The sequence below is a fragment of the Salmonella sp. A7 genome (genome assembly GCF_020181675.1).
Taxonomy (GTDB): domain Bacteria; phylum Pseudomonadota; class Gammaproteobacteria; order Enterobacterales; family Enterobacteriaceae; genus Salmonella; species Salmonella enterica.
Genome location: NZ_CP084001.1, coordinates 4,472,671 through 4,496,274 on the forward strand (window position 1 = coordinate 4,472,671; position 23,604 = coordinate 4,496,274).

The window sequence follows — 23,604 nt, forward strand, 5'->3', positions numbered from 1 at the left end:
TGAAAGAATGAAATGGTTTAACACGTTGAGCCACAACCGCTGGCTGGAGCAGGAAACCGACCGCATCTTTAATTTCGGTAAAAACGCCGTGGTGCCGACAGGCTTCGGCTGGCTGGGAAATAAAGGGCAAATCAAAGAAGAGATGGGCACCCATCTTTGGATCACGGCGCGTATGTTGCACGTTTATTCCGTGGCGGCGTCGATGGGCCGACCGGGCGCTTATGATCTGGTCGATCACGGTATCAAAGCCATGAACGGCGCGCTGCGCGATAAAAAATACGGCGGCTGGTATGCCTGCGTTAACGATCAGGGCGTGGTGGATGCCTCTAAGCAGGGTTATCAACACTTCTTCGCCCTGCTGGGCGCGGCCAGCGCCGTCACTACCGGGCATCCTGAAGCCAGAGAATTGCTGGATTACACCATAGAAGTGATTGAGAAATACTTCTGGAGTGAAGAAGAGCAGATGTGCCTGGAGTCCTGGGACGAAGCCTTTAGCAAAACCGAAGACTACCGTGGCGGCAACGCCAATATGCACGCCGTCGAAGCGTTCCTGATTGTTTATGACGTTACCCATGACAAAAAATGGCTGGATCGCGCGCTGCGTATCGCGTCGGTAATTATTCATGATGTGGCGCGCAACGGTGATTACCGCGTCAATGAACACTTCGATTCACAGTGGAACCCTATCCGCGACTACAACAAAGATAATCCTGCCCACCGTTTCCGCGCCTACGGCGGTACGCCAGGTCACTGGATTGAGTGGGGCCGTCTGATGCTCCATCTCCATGCTGCGCTGGAGGCCCGCTTCGAAACGCCACCCGCCTGGCTGCTGGAAGACGCGAAAGGTCTGTTCCATGCCACTATCCGCGACGCCTGGGCGCCAGATGGCGCAGACGGCTTTGTCTACTCAGTCGACTGGGACGGTAAACCTATCGTACGTGAACGCGTGCGCTGGCCGATTGTGGAAGCGATGGGTACGGCCTACGCCCTCTACACCCTGACGGGCGATAGCCAGTATGAAGAGTGGTATCAGAAATGGTGGGACTACTGCATTAAGTACCTGATGGACTATGAAAATGGTTCCTGGTGGCAAGAGCTGGACGCCGATAACAAAGTGACCACCAAAGTGTGGGACGGCAAGCAAGATATTTACCATCTGCTGCACTGCCTGGTCATTCCTCGTCTGCCACTGGCGCCAGGCCTGGCTCCAGCGGTCGCGGCGGGTCTCCTGGATATCAACGCGAAATAGGTCATGAGGATGGCAGCCATGCACAGCGGTGGAAAAACTATTCAGCTTAATGCGGGCCATTACCAGGCGAAAATCGTCACGGTTGGCGCAGGTCTGGCGGAACTGACCCATCATGGACGCCATGTGGTCATCCCGCATAAACCGGAAGAAATACCCATGGCGCATCTGGGGAAAGTATTGATTCCCTGGCCCAATCGCGTGACAAATGGCTGCTACTCCTATAACGGCAAGGTTTTCCAGCTTGCCGTTAACGACCCGGTTTCGCAGACCGCCATTCACGGTCTGTTAGCCTGGCGAGACTGGCAGATTAATTATCAGTCGGCGACGGAAGCGTCGCTAACGATTTTTCTGCCGCCCTCTTACGGCTATCCCTTTGCGTTGATATCGGAAGTAATTTATCGGTTAGATGCCGCCAGTGGGCTGCGCGTATTGATTCGTACGCAAAACATTGGCGATGAATCAGCCCCTTATGGCGCGGGCGCACATCCTTATTTGACTTGTAATCTACAAAGCATCGATAGCTGTGTATTAACACTGCCTGCAAGCGAAGAATTGCCCGCAGGCAGGGATTTTTCCGCATCATGCCTGCTCGGCGAAACGCGCCTTGATCATGCGGTTAAGACCGCGACTACCCCGGCTGAGTGGGAGGTCAGACTTACCAGCCCAACGCAGAACATGTCTACATTTTTACGCAGCAACCAACCCTGGCTACAGATCTATACCGGCGAAAAACTCAGCCGAAAAGGTCTCGCGGTAGAGCCTATGAGCTGCCCGCCCGATGCATTTAATTCCGGGATCGCACTGATTCATCTTGCCCCAAAAGCGATCCATCAACTGCATTTTTCCATCGGCTGCGACTAGCCCAAATGGATTACCGAATTACCCTACATTCACGGAGATTACAATGAATTCTCTACCACAACGGTCAACCGATTTTGAACTGACAACATCACAGGATGGTTTTGCGCTTAGCTGGCAGCAGCGCCTGATTTTACGCCACAGCGCCGAAAACCCCTGTCTGTGGATTGGCGCGGGCGTTGCCGACATTGATATGTTTCGCGGCAACTTCAGCATCAAAGACAAACTTAACGAGAAGATTGCATTAACGGAGGCCACGGTCAGCGAGCTACCCGACGGCTGGCTGGTACAATTCAGCCGTGGCGCAACAATTAGCGCCACCCTTCGCATCTCCGCCGATGAGGCGGGACGCCTGACGTTGGATCTGCAAAACGACGACCTGAACCATAACCGTATCTGGTTACGCCTCGCAGCTAATCCAGACGACCATATCTACGGCTGCGGCGAACAGTTCTCTTATTTCGATTTGCGCGGCAAGCCGTTCCCGCTGTGGACCAGCGAACAGGGCGTTGGCCGTAATAAAACCAGCTATGTCACCTGGCAGGCAGACTGTAAAGAGAATGCCGGCGGCGACTATTACTGGACCTTCTTCCCGCAACCAACCTTTGTCAGCACGCAAAAATACTACTGCCACGTTGAAAATAGCTGTTATATGAATTTCGACTTCAGCGCGCCGGAGTATCACGAACTGGCGCTGTGGGAAGATAAAACTACGCTACGTTTTGAGTGTGCCGACACCTACATCGCCCTGCTGGAAAAACTGACTGCGCTGTTAGGCCGCCAGCCGGAGCTGCCGGACTGGGTTTACAACGGCGTCACGCTAGGCATTCAGGGCGGTACGGAAGTTTGCCAGCAAAAACTGGATACCATGCGCAACGCAGGCGTAAAAGTGAACGGTATTTGGGCGCAGGACTGGTCCGGTATCCGCATGACCTCCTTTGGCAAGCGCGTGATGTGGAACTGGAAGTGGAATAGCGACAACTATCCACAGCTGGATAGCCGGATCAAACAGTGGAAAGAAGAAGGCGTCCAGTTCCTCTCTTATATCAACCCATACGTCGCCAGTGATAAAGACCTCTGCGCTGAGGCGGCGAAACACGGCTATCTGGCGAAAAACGCCACGGGCGGCGACTATCTGGTCGAGTTTGGCGAATTCTATGGCGGCGTGGTCGATCTGACCAATCCTGAAGCTTACGACTGGTTCAAAGACGTCATCAAAAAGAACATGATCGCGCTCGGCTGCAGCGGCTGGATGGCGGATTTCGGCGAATATCTGCCGACCGACACGTATCTGCACAACGGCGTCAGCGCCGAGATCATGCATAACGCCTGGCCTGCGCTGTGGGCGAAATGTAACTACGAAGCGCTACAGGAGACCGGCAAACTCGGCGAGATCCTGTTCTTTATGCGTGCGGGTTACACCGGCAGTCAGAAATATTCCACCATGATGTGGGCAGGCGACCAGAACGTTGACTGGAGCCTTGATGATGGTCTGGCCTCGGTAGTGCCTGCGGCATTGTCGCTGGCGATGACCGGCCACGGTCTGCATCACAGCGATATCGGCGGCTACACCACCCTGTTTGACATGAAACGCAGCAAAGAGTTGCTGCTGCGCTGGTGCGATTTCAGCGCCTTTACGCCGATGATGCGCACCCATGAAGGCAACCGCCCCGGCGATAACTGGCAGTTCGACGGCGACGCGGAAACTATTGCCCACTTTGCCCGTATGACCACCGTCTTTACCACGCTGAAACCGTATCTCAAGCAGGCGGTGGCGCAAAACGCGGCTACCGGTCTGCCGGTCATGCGTCCGCTATTCCTGCACTACGAGAACGATGCCGCAACCTACACCCTGAAATATCAATATCTGCTCGGTCAGGATCTGCTGGTCGCGCCGGTTCACGAGCAGGGGCGTTGCGACTGGACGCTGTATCTGCCGGAAGATCACTGGGTGAATATCTGGACCGGCGAAGCTCACCACGGCGGTGAAATTACCGTGGATGCGCCCATTGGCAAGCCGCCGGTCTTCTATCGCGCGAAGAGCGAGTGGGCTTTACTTTTTGCTTCTTTACGGAATATCTAATACGGCTCGCCCGCAGGGAAACCTGCGGGCAGATGGAGAAGAATAATGAGTCAAACATCATCGAATCCGGCAACCCTACGCTTGCCGTTTAAAGAAAAACTTGCCTATGGACTGGGGGATTTAGGTTCCAATATCCTGTTAGATATCGGGACCCTCTATTTACTCAAATTTTATACCGATGTGCTGGGTTTACCAGGGACTTACGGCGGGATCATTTTCCTGATCGCCAAATTTTTCACCGCATTTACCGATATGGGTACCGGCATTATGCTCGACTCGCGGCGTAAAATTGGTCCGAAGGGCAAATTCCGCCCGTTCGTGCTTTACGCGGCATTTCCAGTAACGCTACTGGCGATTGCTAACTTTGTCGGCACACCGTTTGAGGTGACGGGAAAAACCGTCGTCGCAACGATACTGTTTATGCTGTACGGGCTGGTTTTCAGCATGATGAACTGCTCGTATGGCGCGATGGTGCCCGCGATTACCAAGAACCCGGATGAACGCGCCTCGCTTGCCGCGTGGCGTCAGGGCGGCGCCACTCTCGGCCTGCTGCTGTGTACCGTTGGCTTTGTGCCGGTCATGAACCTGATCGAAGGCAATGCCCAGCTCAGCTATATTTTCGCCGCCACGCTATTTTCATTGTTTGGCCTGCTATTTATGTGGCTGTGCTACGCCGGCGTTAAAGAGCGCTACGTCGAAGTGAAACCTGTCGATAACGCGCAAAAGCCCGGATTATTGCAGTCGTTCCGCGCCATCGCCGGTAACCGTCCGCTGTTTATTCTGTGTATCGCCAACCTTTGTACTCTCGGCGCCTTCAACGTCAAACTGGCGATTCAGGTTTATTACACACAGTACGTTCTTAACGACCCGATCCTCCTCTCCTGGATGGGCTTCTTTAGCATGGGCTGTATTTTTATCGGCGTCTTTTTGATGCCCGGCGCAGTAAGGCGTTTTGGCAAGAAGAAAGTCTATATCGGCGGGCTGTTAATATGGGTGGCGGGCGATCTGCTCAACTACTTCTTTGGCGGCGGCTCGGTCAGTTTTGTCGCCTTCTCCTGCCTGGCGTTCTTCGGTTCCGCCTTCGTCAACAGCCTGAACTGGGCGCTGGTTTCCGACACGGTGGAGTACGGTGAATGGCGCACCGGCGTCCGCTCGGAAGGGACGGTTTACACCGGCTTCACCTTCTTCCGTAAGGTCTCCCAGGCGCTGGCAGGGTTCTTCCCCGGCTGGATGCTGACGCAAATCGGTTATATCCCGAATGTGGTGCAATCGGCAGGCACCGTCGAAGGCCTACGCCAGTTGATCTTTATTTATCCTTGCGTGCTGGCGGTCATCACCATTATTGCGATGGGCTGTTTCTACAACCTCAACGAGAAGATGTACGTGCGAATTGTGGAAGAGATTGAGGCCCGGAAACATACGGTTTAACAACAATAAAATATAACGCCCTGCGGGGCGTTTTGAGAGGCGATTATGTCTAATCATGATCCGCTAACGCTAAAGTTGAGCCTGCGGGAAAAATGCGCCTATGGCGTGGGCGATTTCGGCTCAAATCTGATGCTGTGTATCGGTACGCTGTATCTACTGAAGTTTTATACCGATGAACTCGGGATGCCTGCATATTACGGTGGAATTATCTTTCTGGTGGCGAAATTCTTCACCGCTTTTACCGATATGCTCACCGGCGTATTGCTGGACTCACGCCGTAATATTGGCGCAAAAGGAAAGTTTCGGCCTTTTATTCTGTATGCGTCATTTCCGGTCGCTCTGGTTGCTACTGCGCAATTCTTTGCCACTCACTTTACTTTACCCGTTAAAACAGCCTTCGCGACGGTGCTGTTTATGTTGTTCGGTCTGTTCTACAGCCTGATGAACTGCTCATACGGCGCGATGGTACCCGCTATTACCAAAAATCCGCATGAGCGCGCCCAGCTCGCCGCATGGCGACAAGGCGGTGCTACCATTGGCCTTCTTCTTTGTACCGTAGGTTTTATGCCCATTCAGGCGCTGTTTACCCGTTCCCCTTCGCTGGGTTATCTGATTGCAGCAGTCATTTTTTCGGTCTGCGGGCTGTTCAGCATGTGGTGGTGCTTTAGCGGGGTGAAAGAACGGTATATCGAAACCGTGCCTGACACGCATAAACCCAGCATATTGAAATCCTTCTGCGCGATTTTTCGTAATCCGCCGCTGCTGGTGCTCTGCGTCGCCAATTTGTGCACGCTGGCCGCCTTTAATATCAAGCTGGCCATTCAGGTTTATTACACTCAGTACGTGCTGAACGATATTCATTTGTTGTCATGGATGGGTTTTTTCAGCATGGGCTGTATCCTGATTGGTGTTTTATTAGTACCTGCTGCGGTAAAACGCTTCGGGAAAAAACAGGTTTATCTTGGTGGTCTGATATTGTGGGCCGTTGGCGATATCCTGAATTTTATCTGGGGTGGAACGTCATTCCTGTTTGTTATTTTCTCTTGTATCGCCTTCTTCGGTACCGCTTTCGTCAACAGCCTGAACTGGGCGCTGGTTCCGGATACGGTTGACTACGGTGAATGGAAAACGGGTATTCGCGCTGAAGGCTCGGTGTATACGGGTTATACCTTTTCCCGCAAAATTTCCGCTGCGCTTGCTGGCTTTTTGCCAGGTATTATGCTGACGCAAATCGGTTATATCCCCAACATAGCTCAAAGTGACACCACGTTGCTTGGTTTGCGTCAGCTCATTTTTTTATGGCCTTGCGGTCTTGCCATTATCGCAGCACTAACGATGGGCTTTTTTTATAAGCTCAATGAACAACGTTTCGCTTTTATTATCGAGGAAATTGCCCAACGAAAGAAAACAGGTAATCAAATTGTCGCGACTAATAATAAACAAAGTATTTCTACTGTAAATAATTAAACGACGCTTGCCGCTTTATCCATCCCGATGGATGGCGGCTTCCCTATATTTGAAAAATGGATTTATTATGAAATCTCTGAATACTCTAGTGATATTAACTTCAGTAATATCCACCTCTGTTTTTGCTGGCGCTTATGTAGAAAACCGTGAGGCCTATAACCTGGCGTCTGACCAAATGGAGTTTATGCTGCGCGTCGGCTATAACTCCGATATGGGGGCCGGAATTATGTTGACCAATACCTATACGCTACAGCGTGATGATGAATTAAAGCACGGTTATAATGAGATTGAGGGCTGGTATCCGTTATTTAAACCTACAGATAAATTAACCATTCAGCCAGGGGGGTTAATAAACGACAAAAGCATTGGTTCCGGCGGCGCCGTCTATCTGGATGTTAACTATAAATTTACCCCGTGGTTTAATCTTACGGTACGTAACCGATATAATCACAATAATTATAGTTCAACCGATTTGAATGGCGAACTGGATAATAATGACAGCTATGAAATCGGTAACTATTGGAATTTTACCATTACCGATAAATTTTCTTATACCTTTGAACCACACTATTTTTATAACGTTAATGATTTTAATAGTAGTAATGGTACGAAGCATCATTGGGAAATCACTAATACCTTCCGTTATCGTATCAATGAACACTGGTTGCCCTACTTTGAATTACGCTGGTTAGATCGTAACGTGGGCCCCTACCATAGAGAGCAAAACCAGATTCGTATCGGGGCGAAGTATTTCTTCTGATATTATTGCCTCTATTTTCCGAATCTGCATCACAGCGGGTAGTTGTTCTGCCCGCTCATTCATCCTGAATCAGACTCCCGATATCCTGCCCCTAAGCGCCATGATAATATTCACAAAGCGTTTTACCGTATTCATGCTTATAGAGAAGGGAAACAAATGAATAAGCGATTTAATATTGATTGGGACAATGAATTAACCCAGGAACAGCTCATTAATTTGATTTTAACCGATGAAGATCTGCCAAAGCTTCGCTCGCTGACCATTGGTAACTGGGGTGATTGTTGGGAAGACGAAACCTGCCAGCCTATTATTGATATGATTGTGGAGAACGCCCCCCGCTTTGCTCACCTGGAATCACTGTTTATCGGTGATATGGAGAGCGAAGACTGCGAGATCTCCTGGATTAAACAAGGTGACTATTCCAGGCTCTATGCGGCGTTACCCAATCTGAAAGAACTGATTATTAAAGGCGCGTCGGATCTGCGACTGGGCGCTATACATCATGAGAAACTGGAGCACCTGGAAATCATTTCCGGCGGCATCCCTTCTAACGTACTTGCCGAACTACAAAATGCGCAGCTCCCTGCATTAAAAACGCTGAAGCTCTTCCTGGGCGTAGAGGAATACGGTTTTGACGGTTCGCTGGATAACGTGATGGCGCTGGCATCCAAAGATCTTTTCCCTCAGCTCACCCATCTGGGGTTGATGAATAGCGAAGAGCAGGATGGTATCGTCCGCCGGGTGCTGGAAAGTAATATCCTGCCGCAGCTTAACGTGCTGGAACTCTCATGCGGTACCTTAACGGACAACGGCGCAGAGGCGCTGCTGGAGCATAAAGACCGAATTGCGCATCTGGAAACACTCGATCTCCACCACCACTATTTGACGCCGGAGATGCAGGAAAAGCTAAAAGCCACACTGCCGATAAACCTGAATCTTTCAGAAGCTCTGGAGCCTGAAGATTACGATGGCGATATTTATATGAATGCGATGTACACCGAGTGATTGTGTTGGGGAATGTGCACATTCCCCTACTCACCGATAAAGGGATTTATTGTGATTACGCTCATTGGCCCCCGTCAGAGCAAGCGCACGCATTATTTTATGCAGGCTACCGCCGTACTTGGGGAATCCGTCACGGTGCTGACTCATCCGCACGCGCTGGACGCTTCGCTGACCTCTGGCATCGTTAAAATCGACCCGCCAGTACACAGTGAAACTGACATCCGCAAAATAAACGCGATCGGTCTGGACTATATCCATTTTTTGCAGAACATGGCGGCGCGTCCTGACGTCACCTGGCTTAACCATCCGGCGGGCCTCATTCACCTGTTGGATAAAAAACGCTGCAAGCGGCGCTTACTGGAACACGGCATCCCCACGCCGCCGTTGGTAGCGGAAGACGTAAAAAGTTTTGCACAGCTCACCGCCATCATGGAGGAAAAAAGGGTCGCCAGCGTGTTCATTAAGCCCTCGCTGGGTTCTGGCGCGGCGGGAGTTATCGCTTTGCGCCGCCATCCTGACGGCATAAAGCAGGTGCTTTACAGCGCGATTGCCATATCAGGACAACAGCTATTTAACAGCAAAAAAATCCAACAGTATCGTCAAAAAGAAGATATCCAGCTCATTATTGATGGCGTTCTTCAGCAGGAAAACCTCGTCGAACAGTGGCTGCCCAAAGCCAGCGTAAAGCATAAAACCTATGATTTACGTATCGTCTGTCTGGATGGCGAAATTATCTGGCGAGTGGTCAGAACCTCCTCGCAGCCCATTACTAACTTACATCTGCAAAACCAGGCTTACCGCTTCGAAAGTCTGGAGTTATCTGCCGCAAAAGTGACTGAGATCGATACGCTCTGTCAAAATGCCATGCGGCTTTTTCCTGACATTCGCTTAGCGGGTATTGATGTTTTACTTACTACCAGCCTGACGCCGTATATTATTGAAATTAATGGCCAGGGTGATTTGATTTATCAGGATGCGCAGCAGAACAATCTAATTTATCAGGCGCAAATCCGGGCCATGAGGAAGCAAAATGTATAATTCAATGGATGAAGTCCCCGTCTCGCTGCACGCGTCGATTGACACCGGCGATGGCGAACTCGATATGAATGCGCTAATTAGTAATAACGCTCATATTCTTTTTATTGTGCTGGACTCGTTACGCTACGATATTGCGCTTCAGGAACAAACCGCCGGAAATACGCCCAACCTTAATCATTATGGACAATGGACGAAATGCGAGGCGGCCGGTAATTTTACCTGGCCTTCGCATCACGCCATGTTTTCAGGTTTTATGCCAAAACCTATTGATGATACCGTTAATCAGACCATGCTGTTTTTCCCAAAAGATATCGGACTTGGTCGTAAAGGGCCGGAAAATGCATTTGCCTTTGATGACGCAACATGGATAAAAAGTCTGGAAAATAAAGGCTACCAGACCATCTGTATTGGCGGCGTCTCTTTCTTTAATAACCGCTCCGGCATGGGAAAAGTGTTCCCGTCAATGTTTAAAGAGAGTTACTGGCATCCACGCTTTGCCTGTACGGTTAAAGAAAGTATGGATAACCAGATCCATTATATCCAGAAAATCATGGCCGAGCGTGCTGGCAGCCAACCGGTCATGATGTATATCAATATCGATACGATTCATTATCCTAACCATTTTTACGTGGAGGGCGCGGCCCCTGGCGATACCGTTGAGACCCATGCCGCCGCGCTACGCTATATCGACGCCCGCATCGACGGATTACTGAACATTTTCCGCCAAACCGGCGGCGAAACGTTCGTTATTGTCTGTTCCGATCACGGTACCTGCTATGGCGAAGACGGGAAATATTTCCATAGTTTTAACCATCCGATCGTTAATACCGTTCCCTATATGCATTTCTTGCTGAGCTGTAATCATTAATATGAATAACAATGATATTTATCGTCAGTATATGTACAGTTATCCGCATAAGACGGCTTATCGGGAGCTGGAGAACGTCAGCTTTAGCGAAGTAAAACCGCGCATTTACGAGCACGACACACATCTGTATGTTCATATGCCCTTTTGTCAAAGTCGCTGCGGGTTCTGTAATTTATTTACCTGCACAGGCGCAGATAATACGTTCATTGATAGCTATATCGATGCGATTATTACCCAGGGCCGACAAATGGCGCTGGCGCCCGTCCACTGGGCAAGCTTTACCGTAGGCGGCGGCACGCCTCTGCTATTAAACATTGCGCAATTAGAAAAGTTATTTTTTTCCGTCTTTGAGGTGCTCAATGTTGACTGGAATATTTATAAAACAATTGAAACTTCCCCTACGGATACCACAGCAGAAAAGTAGCGCTATTAAACGCCTTTTCCGTTAATCGCGTCAGTATTGGCGTACAAAGTTTTCATGATAGCGAGTTACATACGCTGCATCGCCGCCACAATGCCGCCAGCGCGCACCAGGCGCTGGAGTGGCTAAAGGCGGGTCATTTTCCATCACTCAATATTGATATTATTTACGGCATTCCCGGCCAGACTCACGCAAGCCTGACGGAATCGTTACATCAGGCGCTCGTTTATCAACCGGAAGAGCTGTTTCTTTATCCGCTTTATAATATGCCTCGCCAGGAAAATATGCATAGCTACTACGTTGTAGCCCGCGATCTTTTACGCAACGCGGGCTACACCCAAACGTCCATGCGCCGTTTCGTCCTTAATCCAGCGCCATCCGCTGCGGCGGAAAGCTGCGGATTTGAAAACTCACTGGCGCTCGGCGCGGGCGGCAGAAGTTATCTTGGCAATCTGCATTACTGTTCGCCGTGGTCGTCGAACCTGCAAACATCACGAAAAATCATTCAGGCGTTTATCGACAGCGCGGATAAAACCGTCATTAATCACGGTTATCTGCTCCCCCCTGATGAAATGAAACGCCGCTTTATCATTAAAAATCTATTTTTCTGGCAGGGACTTTCTCTTAGCGATTATCAGCAATATTTTGCCAGCGATGCGCTAAGGGATTTCCCCGACCTGGAACTCTTCATACGGCAGGGCTACTGTTATCAGAATGGCAGTCGCCTCCGGCTAACGGAGACCGGTATGGCATTATCCGATTGCCTTGCTCCTGTGTTCGTTTCGCCTGAGGTGATGCTACGGGAGAATCGGCAGAGATGAGCATCCCCGCCCTGCGCGATATTCACACGCTGTTTTATCGCGGCTATCTTAAATCGTGTAATTATCATTGCGGCTATTGCCCGTTCCATAAACACGCCCGTAACGATAAAAAACGCGACGAAGCCGCGCTATGGCGTATGGTTGACCATTTGCCTCTTTTAGGTACGCCGTTGAATGTGATGATTACGCCTTATGGCGAGGCGCTACGCTTGCGTTATTACATGGCGGCGCTGGCAGAAATTAGCCGCTATCCTCATGTTCAGGCGGTCGGCATACAAACTAACGCCTCTTTTTCGTTAATGTCATTGCTGGAGTCATTTCATGCTGGCGGCGGAGATATCTCAAAGCTTCGGTTATGGTGTTCTTTTCATCCCTCACAAATTACCGCTGAGCGCTTTCTCCAGCAGTGTTTAGCGCTCTCTGCCGCCGGAATAACCTGGTGCGCGGGGGCTGTCGCCAGTATGAAAGATATCGACCAGTTTCGTTGGCTACGCCAGCAGTTGCCTGACCAGAATTATTTTTGGTTTAACGCCAACGAGTGTGCCAATACCCGGCATACCGTTGAGGAAACCATCGCCTTCGGCGAACTCGATCCGCTGTATGTGATTGAAACGCAGCAGTGGCCAGCGCAGCTGGATATCTGTACCGCAGGAAGAAAAAGTATTTTTATGAATGCAGAAGGCGATCTTTTTGCTTGTCATATCAGCAAAATTAAAATGGGTAATTTATATCAGCAACGGCTTAATTCTCCCGCCTGCCAGGCAAAACAATGCCACTGTTTTCTCGCTTATCAGCACCGTCTCGATATTCCATTGCTGAATCACCTGGATGCCTCACGCTGTTTTAGGATCGGACGCTCATGCGATATCGTTTAATCGCTTTTGATCTTGATGGAACGCTGCTAAACCGTAATAAGCAAATTCTGCCAGAGTCGCTAACCGCTATCCGTCAGATTCAGGACATGGGCTGCCGAATAATGCTTGTCACCGGTCGCTCTCATCGTGAAGCCTATGCGTATTATCAAACGCTGGCGCTCACCGAACCGATGATCTGTTGTAACGGAAGCTATATTTATCAACCGGCTCAACAGCAGATCCTTGATCCGCTGCCGCTGACGCACTTACAAACGGAAAAAATACTGGCGCGGGTATATCCGCTTAAACCGACAATTCGTGCTGATGATAAAATAATCTTTCAGGCTGATGAGCTAAGCAGTAGGGAGAATATTTGGCAAATCAGCATCGTTCATCGGCACATAAAACAACTACAAAATATTGCTGAGTTTATACAGCATGAATTACAGCTAAGCTGTACCTGGTCCTGGCATCATCAACTGGATATTCTCCAGAAGGGGTGTAGCAAAGGGCAAAGCCTCGCCAGATATGCACAGCAACAGCATATCGCAATGCGCGAAGTGATGGCGTTTGGCGATAATGATAACGATGCGGAAATGCTACGTTTAGCCGGATTGGGCGTAGCGATGGGGAATGCCAGCGCCCGGGCAAAGGTTTATGCGGACAGCGTCATTGGTCGGCATAATACGCCAGCGATTGCTGATTTTTTGGCAACCTTATCCCTTTCTCAACGTGAATAAAAAAACCCCGCCGAGCTTTCATTTCGGCAGGGTTTTTATCCGTAAGAACGTTAATTACTCTTCTTTCTGACCACGGTTCGCACGGCGGCGATCGTTTTCCGTCAGGTGACGTTTACGGATACGGATAGAGGTTGGGGTGACTTCTACCAGTTCGTCGTCATCAATGAACTCCAGCGCTTGCTCAAGGCTCATTTTAATTGGCGGAACCAGAATCACCGCTTCATCCGTACCAGACGCACGCATGTTGGTCAGCTTCTTACCGGTCAGGCAGTTTACCGTCAGGTCGTTGGAGCGACTGTGAATACCAATAATCTGGCCTTCGTAAACTTCCGCGCCGTGACCCAGGAACAGCTTACCGCGATCCTGCAAACCGAACAGCGCAAACGCCACCGCTTTACCCTGACCGTTGGAGATCAGTACGCCGTTCTGACGCTGACCCACTTCACCCGGACGAATATCGTCGTAATGGCTGAAGGTGGAGTACAGCAGACCCGTACCGGAAGTCATGGTCATGAATTCTGAACGGAAACCAATCAGCCCACGGCTTGGGATCACGTAGTCGAGACGTACGCGGCCTTTACCGTCCGGATTCATGTTTTTCAGGTCGCCTTTACGCTCGCCCAGCGCCTGCATGACAGACCCCTGGTGCTGCTCTTCGACGTCCAGCGTCACGTTTTCGTACGGCTCTTGTTTACGACCGTCGATTTCACGGAAGATAACTTTCGGACGGGAAACCGCCAGTTCGAAACCTTCACGACGCATATTTTCAATCAGCACGGACAGGTGCAGTTCGCCACGACCGGATACACGGAACGCATCCGCATCTTCGGTTTCTTCAACGCGCAGCGCCACGTTATGCACCAGCTCTTTGTTCAGACGGTCAAGAATCTGACGAGAAGTCACAAACTTACCTTCTTTACCGCAGAACGGCGAGGTGTTAACGCAGAAGAACATAGACACGGTCGGCTCATCAACGGACAGCGCCGGCAGCGCTTCAACGTTCTGCGGGTCGCAGATGGTGTCGGAAATGTTCAGCTCGCCCAGACCGGTGATCGCAATGATATCGCCCGCTTCGGCGATATCGCTGTCGATACGCTCCAGACCCAGATGCGTCAGCACTTTACCTACTTTCGCGTTACGGGTTTTCCCTTCACTATCGATGATAGTGACCTGCTGGTTCGGCTTCACTTTGCCGCGTTTGATACGGCCGATGCCGATAACGCCAACGTAGTTGTTGTAGTCCAGCTGGGAGATCTGCATCTGCAACGGACCATCGAGGTCAACGTCCGGCGCCGGAACATGATCAATGATCGCCTGATACAGCGGGGTCATGTCTTCCGCCATATCTTCGTGGTCCAGACCCGCGATACCGTTCAGCGCCGAAGCGTAGATGATCGGGAAGTCCAGCTGTTCGTCGGTCGCGTCGAGGTTAACAAACAGGTCGAATACCTGGTCAACAACCCAGTCAGGGCGCGCGCCAGGACGGTCAACCTTGTTGATAACCACAATAGGTTTCAGGCCATGAGCAAAGGCTTTTTTGGTCACGAAGCGCGTTTGCGGCATCGGGCCGTCAAATGCGTCAACCACCAGCAGCACAGAGTCAACCATGGACATGACGCGCTCTACTTCACCACCGAAGTCAGCGTGCCCGGGAGTATCAACGATGTTGATACGGTAATCATTCCATTTAATAGCGGTGTTTTTAGCGAGGATAGTAATACCACGCTCTTTCTCCAAATCGTTGGAGTCCATCACTCGCTCTTGAGTTTCGGCACGCGCGTCGAACGTACCGGATTGCTGGAGCAGCTTATCAACCAGGGTAGTTTTACCATGGTCAACGTGCGCGATGATGGCGATGTTACGCAAATTTTCGATCACAACTTTGCCTCAGGCATTAGAAATAGCGCGTTATTGTACACGGATTAATCGCACTACAAAACAGGATCACAAACATCCTCCGCAAACAAGTATTGCAGAGTCTCTTTGTGATCGCTTTCACGGAGCGTTAAAAGGGTGGCTTGCGTTCTATTGCACCAATGTGGTGCTTAATGTTCACATTGAAGCACTATTTTGGTGCAACATAGTCACCGTGGTGCAGCCCTTTTGCACGATGGTGCGCATGATAACGCCTTTTGGGGGCAATGTGAAAGTTGGCACAGATTTCGCTTTATATTTTTACGGCGACACGGCCAGCAGAATTGAAGATCTCGTTACCACGACGACCGACCATGACCAATCCGGGAGAGTACAAGTATGTCCGCTGAACACGTTTTGACGATGCTGAACGAGCACGAAGTGAAGTTTGTCGATCTGCGCTTCACCGATACCAAAGGCAAAGAACAGCACGTCACGATTCCTGCTCATCAGGTAAATGCCGAATTCTTTGAAGAAGGCAAAATGTTTGACGGCTCCTCTATCGGCGGCTGGAAAGGCATTAACGAATCCGACATGGTGCTGATGCCAGACGCATCCACCGCAGTGATTGACCCGTTCTTCGCGGACTCTACCCTGATTATCCGTTGCGACATCCTGGAGCCTGGCACTCTGCAAGGTTATGACCGTGACCCACGTTCCATCGCAAAACGTGCGGAAGACTACCTGCGCGCGACCGGTATCGCCGATACCGTCCTGTTTGGGCCGGAACCTGAATTCTTCCTGTTCGACGACATCCGCTTCGGCGCATCTATCTCCGGCTCACATGTGGCGATTGACGATATTGAAGGCGCCTGGAACTCCTCTACCAAGTACGAAGGCGGCAACAAAGGCCATCGTCCGGGCGTGAAAGGCGGTTATTTCCCGGTTCCGCCAGTTGACTCCGCGCAGGATATCCGTTCTGAAATGTGTCTGGTCATGGAGCAGATGGGCCTGGTCGTTGAAGCGCACCACCACGAAGTAGCGACCGCAGGTCAGAACGAAGTGGCGACCCGCTTTAACACCATGACCAAAAAAGCCGACGAAATTCAGATTTACAAATATGTCGTACATAACGTGGCTCACCGCTTCGGTAAGACCGCGACCTTTATGCCAAAACCGATGTTCGGCGATAACGGTTCCGGTATGCACTGCCACATGTCGCTGGCGAAGAACGGCACCAACCTGTTCTCTGGCGACAAATATGCCGGTCTATCTGAGCAGGCGCTGTACTACATCGGCGGCGTCATCAAACACGCCAAAGCTATCAACGCCCTGGCGAACCCGACCACCAACTCCTACAAGCGTCTGGTCCCGGGTTACGAAGCGCCGGTGATGCTGGCCTACTCCGCCCGTAACCGTTCCGCCTCCATCCGTATTCCGGTGGTGGCGTCTCCGAAAGCGCGCCGTATCGAAGTTCGCTTCCCGGACCCGGCGGCTAACCCGTATCTGTGCTTTGCCGCCCTGCTGATGGCCGGTCTGGACGGGATTAAGAATAAGATTCACCCGGGCGAAGCCATGGACAAAAACCTGTATGACCTGCCGCCGGAAGAAGCGAAAGAGATCCCACAGGTAGCGGGTTCTCTGGAAGAAGCGCTGAACGCGCTGGACCTGGACCGCGAGTTCCTGAAAGCAGGCGGCGTGTTCACGGATGAAGCGATCGATGCGTATATTGCGCTGCGTCGCGAAGAAGATGACCGCGTGCGTATGACCCCGCACCCGGTAGAGTTTGAGCTGTACTACAGCGTTTAATCGTATATTAAAGATCCGACGAATTTCGCGTTGCTGCAAGGCGGCAACTGAGCACATCCCCAGGAGCATAGATAGCGATGAGACTGGGGTAAGCGAAGGCAGCCAACGCATCAGCAGCGTGAAAGGCGTCAGGAGTTTTTGAGTTGCCGTGGAAACTTTCAGCCCATCCCAGGATGGGCTTTTTTCTCCACCAACAATCTGATCTCACGCGCTTTTTAGTGGTAAAAAGCTATAATGCACTAAAATGGTGCAACCTTTTCCAGGAGACTGCTGAATGGCAAGCGGCATACAGCCCGATGCTGGGCAGATCCTCAATTCGTTAATCAACAGCGTGCTGGTGGTCGACGACGCGCTGGCAATCCATTACGCCAACCCTGCCGCGCAGCAGTTGCTCGCGCAAAGCTCACGCAAACTGTTCGGGACGCCGTTACCTGAACTGTTGAGCTATTTTTCGTTAAACATTGACCTGATGCGCGAAAGTTTAGCGGCAGGGCAAGGCTTTACCGATAACGAAGTGACGCTGGTGATTGATAGTCGCTCGCATATTCTCTCTTTGACCGCCCAACGTCTGCCCGACGATTTTATACTGCTCGAAATGGCACCGATGGATAACCAGCGTCGTCTGAGTCAGGAGCAGTTGCAGCACGCGCAGCAAATCGCCGCCCGCGATCTGGTGCGCGGTCTGGCGCACGAAATCAAAAATCCGCTCGGCGGCCTGCGCGGCGCGGCGCAGCTACTCAGCAAGGCGCTGCCCGACCCGGCGCTAACGGAATATACCAAAGTCATCATTGAACAGGCCGACAGACTACGCAACCTTGTCGATCGTTTGCTGGGGCCGCAGCACCCGGGAATGCACATTACCGAGAGCATACATAAAGTCGCGGAGCGCGTGGTGGCGCTGGTGTCGATGGAACTGCCGGATAATGTCCGGCTTATCCGCGATTACGACCCCAGTCTGCCAGAACTGCCGCATGACCCGGAACAAATTGAGCAAGTACTGCTGAATATTGTCCGCAATGCCTTGCAGGCGCTGGGGCCGGATGGCGGCGAAATTACGCTGCGTACCCGTACCGCCTTCCAGTTAACGCTGCATGGCGAACGCTATCGCCTGGCGGCGCGTATAGACGTTGAAGACAATGGGCCGGGCATTCCTCCCCATTTACAGGATACGCTGTTCTACCCGATGGTCAGCGGTCGCGAAGGCGGCACCGGGCTTGGGTTATCTATCGCCCGCAATCTTATCGATCAACACGCCGGCAAAATTGAATTTACCAGTTGGCCGGGGCATACCGAGTTTTCGGTTTACCTGCCGATTCGGAAATAGAGGTGTTTATGCAACGAGGAATAGTCTGGGTCGTCGATGATGATAGTTCCATCCGTTGGGTGCTTGAACGTGCTCTCGCCGGGGCAGGGTTGACCTGTACCACCTTTGAGAATGGTAATGAAGTACTGGCTGCGCTGGCCAGTAAAACGCCGGACGTCTTGCTGTCGGATATCCGAATGCCGGGAATGGACGGGCTGGCGCTATTAAAGCAGATTAAACAGCGTCACCCGATGCTTCCGGTCATCATTATGACCGCGCATTCCGATTTAGATGCCGCCGTGAGCGCCTATCAGCAGGGGGCGTTTGATTATCTGCCTAAACCGTTTGATATTGATGAAGCCGTCGCTCTGGTCGAGCGCGCGATTAGCCACTATCAGGAGCAGCAGCAACCGCGTAATATCGAGGTTAACGGCCCGACAACAGACATGATAGGCGAAGCGCCCGCCATGCAGGATGTGTTTCGCATTATTGGTCGGCTGTCGCGTTCTTCGATTAGCGTGTTGATTAACGGCGAATCAGGAACTGGTAAAGAACTGGTCGCCCATGCGCTTCACCGCCATAGCCCACGCGCCAAAGCGCCGTTTATCGCGCTCAATATGGCGGCCATCCCGAAAGATTTGATTGAATCCGAACTGTTTGGCCATGAGAAAGGCGCTTTTACCGGGGCGAATACCATCCGGCAGGGCCGTTTCGAGCAGGCTGACGGCGGCACGCTGTTTCTGGACGAAATTGGCGATATGCCGCTGGATGTCCAGACTCGTCTGTTACGCGTGCTGGCTGACGGACAGTTCTACCGCGTGGGCGGGTACGCGCCGGTAAAAGTGGATGTGCGCATTATCGCCGCCACCCACCAGAACCTCGAACGACGCGTTCAGGAAGGGAAATTCCGCGAAGACCTGTTCCACCGCCTGAACGTGATTCGTATCCATCTTCCGCCGTTGCGCGAGCGCCGTGAGGATATTCCGCGCCTGGCGCACCATTTTTTGCAGGTCGCCGCCCGTGAATTAGGCGTGGAAGCCAAATTATTACATCCGGAAACCGAAACGGCGTTAACGCGCCTGGCATGGCCTGGTAACGTGCGTCAGTTAGAAAATACCTGCCGCTGGCTCACCGTCATGGCCGCCGGACAGGAGGTATTGATCCAGGATTTACCTGGCGACCTGTTTGAAGCCTCGGCGCCGGATAGCCCGTCCCACCTGCCACCGGATAGCTGGGCTACATTACTGGCACAATGGGCGGACCGCGCCTTGCGATCCGGTCATCAAAACCTGCTTTCTGAAGCGCAGCCAGAACTGGAGAGAACGCTACTGACCACGGCGTTACGCCATACGCAGGGTCATAAACAGGAAGCCGCCAGGCTGCTCGGTTGGGGGCGAAACACCCTAACGCGGAAGTTGAAAGAGCTGGGAATGGAGTAAACATTACCCGCGAGTGTAAAGATTAATAATTGAGCGCAAAACGCTGCTATTTTGCGCTTTACTGTTCCGATGAGTTCAGTATGATCATGCCCGGCAAACGGGGGGATTCATTATGTTAGAATCTATTATTAATCTGGTATCGAGTGGAGCGGTCGACAGCCACACGCCACAAACTGCGCTAGCCGCCGTATTGTGTGCCGCGCTGGTGGGACTGTTCAGCTGACAATGTGCCGGATGGCGCTAATGCTTATCCGGCCTACAGGTTGTCGCAACGTGTAGGCCCGGTAAGCGCAGCGCCACCGGGCAACCCGGCTAAATGACGCGCGAGAACTGCTGCATCCGCGCTTTCTGGCGCAGATACGCGTCAAAGCACATGCAGATATTGCGGATCAGCAAACGACCTTTCGCCGTCACCTGAATTCCCTTCTCGCTAATATCCACCAGCCCATCTTTTGCCAGCGGCGACAGTAACTGCAAATCTTCGGCAAAATACTCAGCGAAATGCAAACCCCACTGTTGTTCGACAGCGTTAAAATCCAGGCGGAAGTTACAAATCAGCGCTTTGATAACATCGCGACGAATGCAATCATCACGGGTCAGCGTAATACCACGCCATAGCGCATTGCCCCGCTCATCCACTTGCTGGTAATAACGCTTCAGCTCTTTCTGGTTCTGCATGTAGCCATCGCCAATCATGCTGATAGCAGAAACCCCCATCCCCAGCAGATCGGTATCGCCCTGGGTCGTATAGCCCTGAAAATTACGGTGCAGCACGCCTTCGCGCTGCGCGACGGCCAGTTCGTCGTCCGGACGGGCAAAATGGTCCATCCCGATAAACTGATAACCGGCCTGAGTAAGCGATACGATCGTCTCCTGCAAAATATCCAGTTTCTGCTGCGCGCTGGGTAAATCGGCATCTTTAATTTTACGCTGGGCGGCAAAAAGCGTTGGCAGATGCGCATAGTTAAAGACGCTCAAACGATCGGGGTTCAGTTCCGTCACACGCTTCAGCGTGAAAGCGAAGCTTTCCGGCGTCTGTTTCGGTAGACCGTAGATCAAATCGATATTGGTCGAGGTAAAGCCGATATCGCGGGCGTGATTAAGCAACGCAAAGATGAATTCTTCATCCTGCTCGCGGTTAACCAAGCGCTGCACCTCTTTATTAAAGTCCTGCACCCCCATACTCAGGCGGTTAAAACCTTCCGCACGTAAATGATCGAGCACATCCAGCTCAATTTCACGGGGATCGACTTCGATCGAGATTTCCGCGTCGGTATTAAAGTGGAAATTTTCACGCAACAGCGTCATTAAGCGGCTGATTTGCGCTTTATTCAGGTAAGTAGGCGTACCGCCGCCCCAGTGAAGCTGGCTGACATGACGGTCTGCAAACAGCGGCGCGCGATGACGAATTTCCTGCTCAAGCGCGTCAAGGTACTGGTCAGCTTTATGCTGTTGGCGGGTGACAATCTTGTTGCAGCCGCAGAAATAACACAACTTGTGACAAAACGGGATATGCACATACAGCGAGAGCGGACGTTCAGGATAACGCGCCACAGCCTGCAAGAATGCGGCGTCCTCGAAGTCTTCAGAAAACTCCAGCGCGGTTGGGTACGAGGTATATCGTGGCCCGGAATAGTTATATTTCTGGATCAGGGCCAGATCCCAGTCTATTTGCTGTTCAGACATGCTCACTCCTTCCGATGGCGTCTCTGGCGGGTACGGCGTACCGGCTTCACGCCATAACGGGCGGCAAGCCGGCTGCGCAGCCATTTCTGTCGCCGCGACAATCGCTGTAGTTTAACGAATAACCACACCAGATAACATATAACCGGAAGGGTTATAAGCAGGACGGGCAAGCCCACGGTGTAAACCCGTTAGTTGCCGCCTCTTAGCAGGCGCATCATATCTTCCTGCTTCTCGTCCTCTTCGTCGTCTTCTTCGTCGTCATCGTAAGACAGACCAAGCTTCTGCATCAGTTCATCAATACGATCCAGTTTGGCATCTACCCAGGCTTGATCTTCCGCACTCAGGGTTTCGCCCGCTTCCAAACGTTCTAACAGCGCATCCAGGCGCTCATCCGTTTCCAGTAAATCCAACTCCGCCTGCGGTGAAAGCATAGGTTTCTCACTTTTCGGTTTATGCTGTTGGGTCACTTTTTCAGTCACGCCCAATGGAACAGGTGTTTTACTGCCAATGCGTGGATCTTTTTGTTGATTCTGATTGCCGCCGCCCGAAACGGAATTGCCGCCCGCCGCGCGACTTCCCGGCGCATGACCGCGATGTTTTTTCAGGCGTTTACGGTCGCGCGCCTCCTGGTTTAACTCTTCACGCGTTTTACGACGCTGTTTGCCAAAGGCTTTACTGCGCGGTGCAGAGGTTGGTTTTTTCATGATGTCAGATCTTTAAGCCGTTTTATTCAGTATAGAATTGAGGCGGAATCTAGCAGAAAGCAAGCAAAGAAAAAAGGCGACAGAGTAATCTGCCGCCTTTTTTCTTGACTCACGACCCTTAACGGGTTCCACCATCCCTGTTGGCTATCAACACGCCCTGTTTTTCCCTTAGCCTGGAACATTCCATGTTGTTTCCATTTCCTTTTACTAACGTCTCCGGACGTTTGTCTTCCTGACAATCCTGTGTCTTCGCCTCCTGGCGCTCCTGACCCTCATCCTGAGTCGTTGATCCTGTTAGCGTCCTCGCTATGTGCATTACTTTACTCTTTTGGGGTAAACTCACAAGATACCGACACGGCAAATCCCTTTTTTCAGACAATTACCTTTCTATAAATTCATGATTTAACTATATTAACTGGCTTTGAGCCTGACAACGACTCTGTCATGTCGCATAAGTGCAATGGACAATGTCTCACAAAGCGTATGGCTTTTACTTACAGCACCGCCGCGCCGAAAAATCCGTCTTTTGCTGGCGTTCAGGTATAATCGCCACAATGCTTTGACTGACGGAGACGACCGCTTTGACTAACCTGAATTATCAACAGACGCATTTTGTGATGAGTGCGCCTGATATTCGCCATTTACCTTCCGATTGCGGAATTGAAGTGGCTTTTGCTGGCCGTTCCAATGCAGGCAAATCCAGCGCCCTGAACACGTTGACCAACCAAAAAAGCCTTGCGCGCACCTCTAAAACGCCGGGCCGTACCCAATTGATTAACCTGTTTGAAGTCGTAGATGGCAAACGGTTGGTCGACCTGCCGGGCTATGGCTACGCGGAAGTCCCGGAAGAGATGAAACGCAAGTGGCAACGCGCGCTGGGGGAATATCTGGAGAAACGTCAAAGCCTACAGGGCTTAGTCGTTTTAATGGATATCCGCCATCCGTTGAAAGACCTCGACCAGCAGATGATCCAGTGGGCTGTAGAGAGCAATATCCAGGTTCTGGTTCTGCTGACCAAAGCGGACAAACTGGCCAGCGGCGCGCGCAAGGCGCAGTTGAATATGGTACGTGAAGCCGTGCTGGCTTTTAATGGCGATGTGCAGGTAGAAGCGTTTTCCTCGCTGAAAAAGCAGGGCGTGGATAAGTTACGTCAGAAGCTGGATAGCTGGTTTAGCGAACTGGCACCGGTCGAAGAGATTCAGGACGGGGAATAATCA

20 protein-coding genes and 1 pseudogene are annotated in these 23,604 nt (G+C 51.6%); 17 read left to right on the forward strand and 4 right to left on the reverse strand.

Going from position 1 to position 23,604, the window contains the following annotated elements; genetic code table 11:
* The first annotated feature begins 7 nt into the window (after window positions 1–7).
* The 12 genes and pseudogenes from yihS (at window position 8) to LCS67_RS21715 (ending at window position 13,592) form a co-directional block, all read left to right on the forward strand.
* Complete coding sequence (yihS, locus tag LCS67_RS21660) at window positions 8–1,249, forward strand: sulfoquinovose isomerase (RefSeq protein ID WP_001528924.1); 1,242 nt, start codon at window positions 8–10, stop codon at window positions 1,247–1,249.
* A gap of 3 nt (window positions 1,250–1,252) precedes the next feature.
* The gene (locus LCS67_RS21665; RefSeq protein WP_015406200.1) at window positions 1,253–2,110 is read left to right on the forward strand and encodes an aldose-1-epimerase; all 858 of its coding nucleotides are present in this window, start codon (window positions 1,253–1,255) and stop codon (window positions 2,108–2,110) included.
* 43 nt (window positions 2,111–2,153) lie between these two features.
* Complete coding sequence (locus LCS67_RS21670) at window positions 2,154–4,190, forward strand: alpha-glucosidase (protein WP_001087031.1); 2,037 nt, start codon at window positions 2,154–2,156, stop codon at window positions 4,188–4,190.
* A gap of 45 nt (window positions 4,191–4,235) precedes the next feature.
* Entirely contained in the window at window positions 4,236–5,618 is a 1,383-nt protein-coding gene (locus LCS67_RS21675; RefSeq protein ID WP_000084245.1) for an MFS transporter, read from the forward strand.
* A 45-nt stretch (window positions 5,619–5,663) separates the two neighbouring features.
* Window positions 5,664–7,085, forward strand: coding sequence for an MFS transporter (locus tag LCS67_RS21680; RefSeq protein ID WP_000064888.1), 1,422 nt, complete (start codon window positions 5,664–5,666; stop codon window positions 7,083–7,085).
* Window positions 7,086–7,152: 67 nt separating this feature from the next.
* Window positions 7,153–7,845 (forward strand): porin OmpL, encoded by a 693-nt coding sequence (gene ompL, locus LCS67_RS21685; protein WP_000838829.1) that lies wholly within the window; start codon window positions 7,153–7,155, stop codon window positions 7,843–7,845.
* Window positions 7,846–8,001: 156 nt separating this feature from the next.
* A complete protein-coding gene (locus tag LCS67_RS21690) occupies window positions 8,002–8,850 on the forward strand; it encodes an STM4015 family protein (RefSeq protein ID WP_001042077.1) in 849 nt (282 codons plus the stop codon).
* A gap of 12 nt (window positions 8,851–8,862) precedes the next feature.
* A complete protein-coding gene (locus LCS67_RS21695) occupies window positions 8,863–9,888 on the forward strand; it encodes an STM4014 family protein (protein WP_077916041.1) in 1,026 nt (341 codons plus the stop codon).
* On the forward strand, window positions 9,881–10,756 hold the full coding sequence (locus LCS67_RS21700; RefSeq protein ID WP_000282804.1) for an STM4013/SEN3800 family hydrolase: 876 nt from the start codon (window positions 9,881–9,883) through the stop codon (window positions 10,754–10,756). Before LCS67_RS21695 ends, LCS67_RS21700 begins: the two co-directional genes overlap by 8 nt.
* 1 nt (window position 10,757) lies before the next feature.
* Window positions 10,758–11,998, forward strand: a pseudogene (locus tag LCS67_RS21705) (STM4012 family radical SAM protein).
* Complete coding sequence (locus tag LCS67_RS21710) at window positions 11,995–12,873, forward strand: STM4011 family radical SAM protein (protein ID WP_001530741.1); 879 nt, start codon at window positions 11,995–11,997, stop codon at window positions 12,871–12,873. The pseudogene LCS67_RS21705 and the gene LCS67_RS21710 overlap by 4 nt, the downstream one beginning before the upstream one ends.
* Window positions 12,858–13,592, forward strand: coding sequence for a Cof-type HAD-IIB family hydrolase (locus LCS67_RS21715; protein ID WP_001270582.1), 735 nt, complete (start codon window positions 12,858–12,860; stop codon window positions 13,590–13,592). Before LCS67_RS21710 ends, LCS67_RS21715 begins: the two co-directional genes overlap by 16 nt.
* 54 nt (window positions 13,593–13,646) lie before the next feature.
* On the opposite strand, the gene typA is transcribed toward LCS67_RS21715, so the two are convergent.
* The gene (typA, locus tag LCS67_RS21720) at window positions 13,647–15,470 is read right to left on the reverse strand and encodes a ribosome-dependent GTPase TypA (protein WP_000572060.1); all 1,824 of its coding nucleotides are present in this window, start codon (window positions 15,468–15,470) and stop codon (window positions 13,647–13,649) included.
* A gap of 375 nt (window positions 15,471–15,845) precedes the next feature.
* On the opposite strand from typA, the gene glnA reads away from it, so the two are divergent.
* The 4 genes from glnA (at window position 15,846) to LCS67_RS21740 (ending at window position 20,220) form a co-directional block, all read left to right on the forward strand.
* Window positions 15,846–17,255, forward strand: a complete 1,410-nt coding sequence (glnA, locus tag LCS67_RS21725) for a glutamate--ammonia ligase (protein WP_001271699.1) — start codon at window positions 15,846–15,848, stop codon at window positions 17,253–17,255.
* Window positions 17,256–17,529: 274 nt separating this feature from the next.
* A complete protein-coding gene (glnL, locus tag LCS67_RS21730; RefSeq protein WP_000146192.1) occupies window positions 17,530–18,579 on the forward strand; it encodes a nitrogen regulation protein NR(II) in 1,050 nt (349 codons plus the stop codon).
* A gap of 8 nt (window positions 18,580–18,587) precedes the next feature.
* The gene (gene glnG, locus LCS67_RS21735) at window positions 18,588–19,997 is read left to right on the forward strand and encodes a nitrogen regulation protein NR(I) (protein ID WP_001188781.1); all 1,410 of its coding nucleotides are present in this window, start codon (window positions 18,588–18,590) and stop codon (window positions 19,995–19,997) included.
* A 112-nt stretch (window positions 19,998–20,109) separates the two neighbouring features.
* Entirely contained in the window at window positions 20,110–20,220 is a 111-nt protein-coding gene (locus LCS67_RS21740) for a YshB family small membrane protein (RefSeq protein WP_001578131.1), read from the forward strand.
* 89 nt (window positions 20,221–20,309) lie between these two features.
* Here LCS67_RS21740 and hemN read toward each other — a convergent pair whose 3' ends face one another.
* From hemN to LCS67_RS21755, 3 genes are all read right to left on the reverse strand, one after another.
* Window positions 20,310–21,683: an oxygen-independent coproporphyrinogen III oxidase gene (gene hemN / locus LCS67_RS21745; RefSeq protein WP_000003520.1), complete on the reverse strand. Its 1,374-nt coding sequence runs from the start codon at window positions 21,681–21,683 to the stop codon at window positions 20,310–20,312.
* Between the two features lie 188 nt (window positions 21,684–21,871).
* Complete coding sequence (yihI, locus tag LCS67_RS21750; protein ID WP_000743297.1) at window positions 21,872–22,387, reverse strand: Der GTPase-activating protein YihI; 516 nt, start codon at window positions 22,385–22,387, stop codon at window positions 21,872–21,874.
* A 118-nt stretch (window positions 22,388–22,505) separates the two neighbouring features.
* A complete protein-coding gene (locus tag LCS67_RS21755) occupies window positions 22,506–22,730 on the reverse strand; it encodes a hypothetical protein (protein ID WP_001541209.1) in 225 nt (74 codons plus the stop codon).
* A 238-nt stretch (window positions 22,731–22,968) separates the two neighbouring features.
* Between LCS67_RS21755 and yihA the strand changes: the two genes are divergently transcribed.
* Complete coding sequence (gene yihA / locus LCS67_RS21760) at window positions 22,969–23,601, forward strand: ribosome biogenesis GTP-binding protein YihA/YsxC (protein ID WP_000183327.1); 633 nt, start codon at window positions 22,969–22,971, stop codon at window positions 23,599–23,601.
* Window positions 23,602–23,604: the final 3 nt, after the last annotated feature.

What these genes read in the sequence shown, in the direction of transcription:
- LCS67_RS21665 (WP_015406200.1), top strand. Translation starts at nt 1,253, where the DNA reads ATGAGGATGGCAGCCATGCACAGCGGTGGAAAAACTATTCAGCTTAAT.
- yihS (WP_001528924.1), top strand. Translation starts at nt 8, where the DNA reads ATGAAATGGTTTAACACGTTGAGCCACAACCGCTGGCTGGAGCAGGAA.
- LCS67_RS21700 (WP_000282804.1), top strand. Translation starts at nt 9,881, where the DNA reads ATGTATAATTCAATGGATGAAGTCCCCGTCTCGCTGCACGCGTCGATT.
- LCS67_RS21715 (WP_001270582.1), top strand. Translation starts at nt 12,858, where the DNA reads ATGCGATATCGTTTAATCGCTTTTGATCTTGATGGAACGCTGCTAAAC.
- LCS67_RS21680 (WP_000064888.1), top strand. Translation starts at nt 5,664, where the DNA reads ATGTCTAATCATGATCCGCTAACGCTAAAGTTGAGCCTGCGGGAAAAA.
- LCS67_RS21695 (WP_077916041.1), top strand. Translation starts at nt 8,863, where the DNA reads ATGTGCACATTCCCCTACTCACCGATAAAGGGATTTATTGTGATTACG.
- glnG (WP_001188781.1), top strand. Translation starts at nt 18,588, where the DNA reads ATGCAACGAGGAATAGTCTGGGTCGTCGATGATGATAGTTCCATCCGT.
- hemN (WP_000003520.1), bottom strand. Translation starts at nt 21,683, where the DNA reads ATGTCTGAACAGCAAATAGACTGGGATCTGGCCCTGATCCAGAAATAT.
- LCS67_RS21690 (WP_001042077.1), top strand. Translation starts at nt 8,002, where the DNA reads ATGAATAAGCGATTTAATATTGATTGGGACAATGAATTAACCCAGGAA.
- glnL (WP_000146192.1), top strand. Translation starts at nt 17,530, where the DNA reads ATGGCAAGCGGCATACAGCCCGATGCTGGGCAGATCCTCAATTCGTTA.
- LCS67_RS21710 (WP_001530741.1), top strand. Translation starts at nt 11,995, where the DNA reads ATGAGCATCCCCGCCCTGCGCGATATTCACACGCTGTTTTATCGCGGC.
- ompL (WP_000838829.1), top strand. Translation starts at nt 7,153, where the DNA reads ATGAAATCTCTGAATACTCTAGTGATATTAACTTCAGTAATATCCACC.
- LCS67_RS21740 (WP_001578131.1), top strand. Translation starts at nt 20,110, where the DNA reads ATGTTAGAATCTATTATTAATCTGGTATCGAGTGGAGCGGTCGACAGC.
- LCS67_RS21675 (WP_000084245.1), top strand. Translation starts at nt 4,236, where the DNA reads ATGAGTCAAACATCATCGAATCCGGCAACCCTACGCTTGCCGTTTAAA.
- glnA (WP_001271699.1), top strand. Translation starts at nt 15,846, where the DNA reads ATGTCCGCTGAACACGTTTTGACGATGCTGAACGAGCACGAAGTGAAG.
- yihI (WP_000743297.1), bottom strand. Translation starts at nt 22,387, where the DNA reads ATGAAAAAACCAACCTCTGCACCGCGCAGTAAAGCCTTTGGCAAACAG.
- LCS67_RS21670 (WP_001087031.1), top strand. Translation starts at nt 2,154, where the DNA reads ATGAATTCTCTACCACAACGGTCAACCGATTTTGAACTGACAACATCA.